General features: G+C 57.7%; 5 protein-coding genes. 3 read left to right on the forward strand and 2 right to left on the reverse strand.

All coding sequences use genetic code 11. The features are described 5' to 3' along the window. Positions 1-206: 206 nt before the first annotated feature. Positions 207-515: a type II toxin-antitoxin system PemK/MazF family toxin gene (locus LPW30_RS15785; protein ID WP_425305685.1), complete on the reverse strand. Its 309-nt coding sequence runs from the start codon at positions 513-515 to the stop codon at positions 207-209. A 14-nt stretch (positions 516-529) separates the two neighbouring features. Further along, on the reverse strand, positions 530-754 hold the full coding sequence (locus tag LPW30_RS15790; RefSeq protein WP_239681350.1) for an antitoxin MazE family protein: 225 nt from the start codon (positions 752-754) through the stop codon (positions 530-532). A gap of 261 nt (positions 755-1,015) precedes the next feature. Between LPW30_RS15790 and LPW30_RS15795 the strand changes: the two genes are divergently transcribed. From LPW30_RS15795 to LPW30_RS15805, 3 genes are all read left to right on the forward strand, one after another. Next, on the forward strand, positions 1,016-1,288 hold the full coding sequence (locus LPW30_RS15795) for a type II toxin-antitoxin system Phd/YefM family antitoxin (RefSeq protein ID WP_025282874.1): 273 nt from the start codon (positions 1,016-1,018) through the stop codon (positions 1,286-1,288). Beyond that, positions 1,269-1,553, forward strand: coding sequence for a Txe/YoeB family addiction module toxin (locus tag LPW30_RS15800; protein ID WP_239681351.1), 285 nt, complete (start codon positions 1,269-1,271; stop codon positions 1,551-1,553). The genes LPW30_RS15795 and LPW30_RS15800 overlap by 20 nt, the downstream gene beginning before the upstream one ends. Positions 1,554-1,596: 43 nt before the next feature. Continuing rightward, positions 1,597-2,517 (forward strand): ATP-binding protein (locus LPW30_RS15805; RefSeq protein ID WP_239681352.1); only part of this gene is annotated, 921 nt, incomplete at its 3' end.

The following is a 2,517-nucleotide window of genomic DNA, read 5'->3' on the forward strand; positions in this document are numbered from 1 at the left end:
GTTTGGGTAGGTATGATGGAACGGTGGTCAAGCAGTTGCCAAGGACATCGAGCGGGAAGTTCAGCCGCGGGTTGCCTGATGCCCCAGAAAACGCAATCCATCTCCAGCGTTACCTCCTCCGTCCGCCGGGGTGGCCACTACATATGTGCACAAGACACCGCACCTGCTTCGGTTGGTGAACGCAAGGGGGTGTTTTCCTCTCCCGTCTATTTGGCGATTCCCAGAAACACGGCCAGGCAACGTTCAATCTCCAGCAGAGAATTGGGGTCGATCTGCCCAATGGTGGGGCCGACCTTGTCGCGTTTTACCGTCATGGTCTTGTCCACCATGATTTGTGACGGCTTTTGCAAGCCGTTTTCGGCGCTCGGTTGCACTGTGACGCGCAGGAGTGGTGCATCCACGAGGGTGCTGGTGACGGGCAGGATCGTGATGCTGGCGTTGTCGCTGAACTGGTCGGCCTGGATGATCAGCGCGGGCCTTGGTTTGCCGAAATCGCCTTGCATGGTGATGGTCACGAGGCTTCCCCGCATCAATCCGTCCAGCCATCCGTGTCTGCAAGGGCTTCATCCATAAAGCGCTGCATATTGTCGTCGACCCTGTCCGCTTCGGCGGTCAAAAGGCATTGACGGCGGCACTCCTCGGCAAAGTCGGGTCGCCGAGTGTCAGGCACCCAGATTTGCACGGGTCGAAGCCCCGCCTTGCGCAGGGCGTCACGATGCTTCTTCACTCGAGTGTTCACGTGCGTGGTGGCCATGTGGCGTGCCTCTGTTCGAAACGTGTTGCATGCCACCTGTGTAGCATGGGGGTGTTGTTACATGCAACAGTTGGTGGTGCCCCATCAACCGACACGGCCATGTGTTCACGACAGTAAAGCAAATGGGTCGGCGTGCACACGCAGGAGGCACATATTCCAGGCCTTCCCTCACATCAGCACTTCCACTGCCGCCGGGTGCCTGGCCTTATTAGGGGTCGCGGCCTATACTTGTACTGAATTGCCGTACATCAAGGTGCCTTCATGGACACAATGAGCGTAAACAAATTCAGGGAAAACCTGAAAAGCGTTGTAGAGCAAGTGGTTAGCAGGCATGAGCCGCTCAAGGTGACACGGCGAGCGGGTCAGGATTTCGTGGTGATCAGCGCCGACGACTGGGAGCGGGAACAGGAAACCCTTCACGTTCTCCAAAACAAGGATCTCATGCAGCAGATTGCCGACTCTCTCGAAACCCACACCCATGGTAAAGGCTACAAACCCACTGGCGAGCAAATGGATGAGATCACTGGTGTTTGAAGGTCATACCTGGGAAGCATATGAGGCCATGCGTGAGAACGACAAGCGATTACACAGGGCCCTGTGTAAATTGCTCAAGGAAATGCTGCGAACAGAAGATCCGTCCTCTGGCCTGGGAAAACCTGCACCACTCAAGTACAACCTCTCTGGCCTATGGTCCAGGCGAATATCACAGCAAGATCGTTTGATCTATCGATTCGACGACAAGTCCATTTATATCTTCGCTATTGGTGGTCACTACGATCGTCCGGTCACCCCCGTATAGCCAGACCTCACGCGGTGCTGGCATGATCCGCCCGGAGCTGCCCATGCCCCAGAAACGCAATCTCCCCATTGGTATCCAGTCGTTCGAGAAGATCCGCCGGGGTGACCACTACTATGTGGACAAGACACCGCACCTGCTTCGGTTGGTGAGTGAGGGTGGGTATTTTTTCCTCTCTCGTCCCCGCCGTTTTGGCAAGAGCTTGCTGCTGGATACCCTGCGTTGCCTGTTCGAGGGGCGGGAGGACCTGTTCCGGGGGCTGTACGTTGAGTCCCGGTGGGACTGGAGTGTGCGTTATCCGGTGATCACCCTGGATTTCGGGGGCGGGGTGGTGACCACTCGCGAAGGGCTGGATGCGCGGATCCGTGATCAGCTGCATTGGAACCGCGAGCGGCTGGGCGTGAGTCTGGACCGCCAGACGGATATACCGGGAGAGTTTGAGGCGCTGATCCGCGGGGTGCATGCCCGTGCCGGTGAGCGGGTGGTGGTGTTGATCGATGAATACGACAAGCCGATTCTGGACAACATCACGGAGCCGGAACAGGCTCGCGAGCTCCGTGAGGGCCTGAAAAACCTCTACTCGGTGCTGAAGACGGTGGATGCCCACCTGAGGTTCTGCCTGCTCACAGGGGTGTCCAAGTTCAGCAAGGTGAGTCTGTTCTCGGGGCTGAATAATCTCAACGACATCACCCTGGACGAGCCTTACGCGGCCATCTGTGGTTATACGGATGAGGACGTGGATACGGTGTTTGCGGCGGAGTTGCCGGGGCTGGATCGGGCGGAGATCCGGGACTGGTATAACGGCTACCGGTGGGGTGGGGCGGATACGCCCTCGGTGTATAACCCCTTTGATCTGTTGCTGTTGTTCCAGAAGCGTCGATTCGCGCCTTACTGGTTTGAGTCGGCTACACCCACTTTCCTGGTGGATCTGTTGAGCGAGCGCGGGGTGTTCACGCCGCGGCTGGAG

This window comes from Ectothiorhodospira variabilis (genome assembly GCF_022227625.1).
GTDB lineage: Bacteria > Pseudomonadota > Gammaproteobacteria > Ectothiorhodospirales > Ectothiorhodospiraceae > Ectothiorhodospira > Ectothiorhodospira haloalkaliphila.

What these genes read in the sequence shown, in the direction of transcription:
- LPW30_RS15790 (WP_239681350.1), bottom strand. Translation starts at nt 754, where the DNA reads ATGGCCACCACGCACGTGAACACTCGAGTGAAGAAGCATCGTGACGCC.
- LPW30_RS15795 (WP_025282874.1), top strand. Translation starts at nt 1,016, where the DNA reads ATGGACACAATGAGCGTAAACAAATTCAGGGAAAACCTGAAAAGCGTT.
- LPW30_RS15800 (WP_239681351.1), top strand. Translation starts at nt 1,269, where the DNA reads ATGAGATCACTGGTGTTTGAAGGTCATACCTGGGAAGCATATGAGGCC.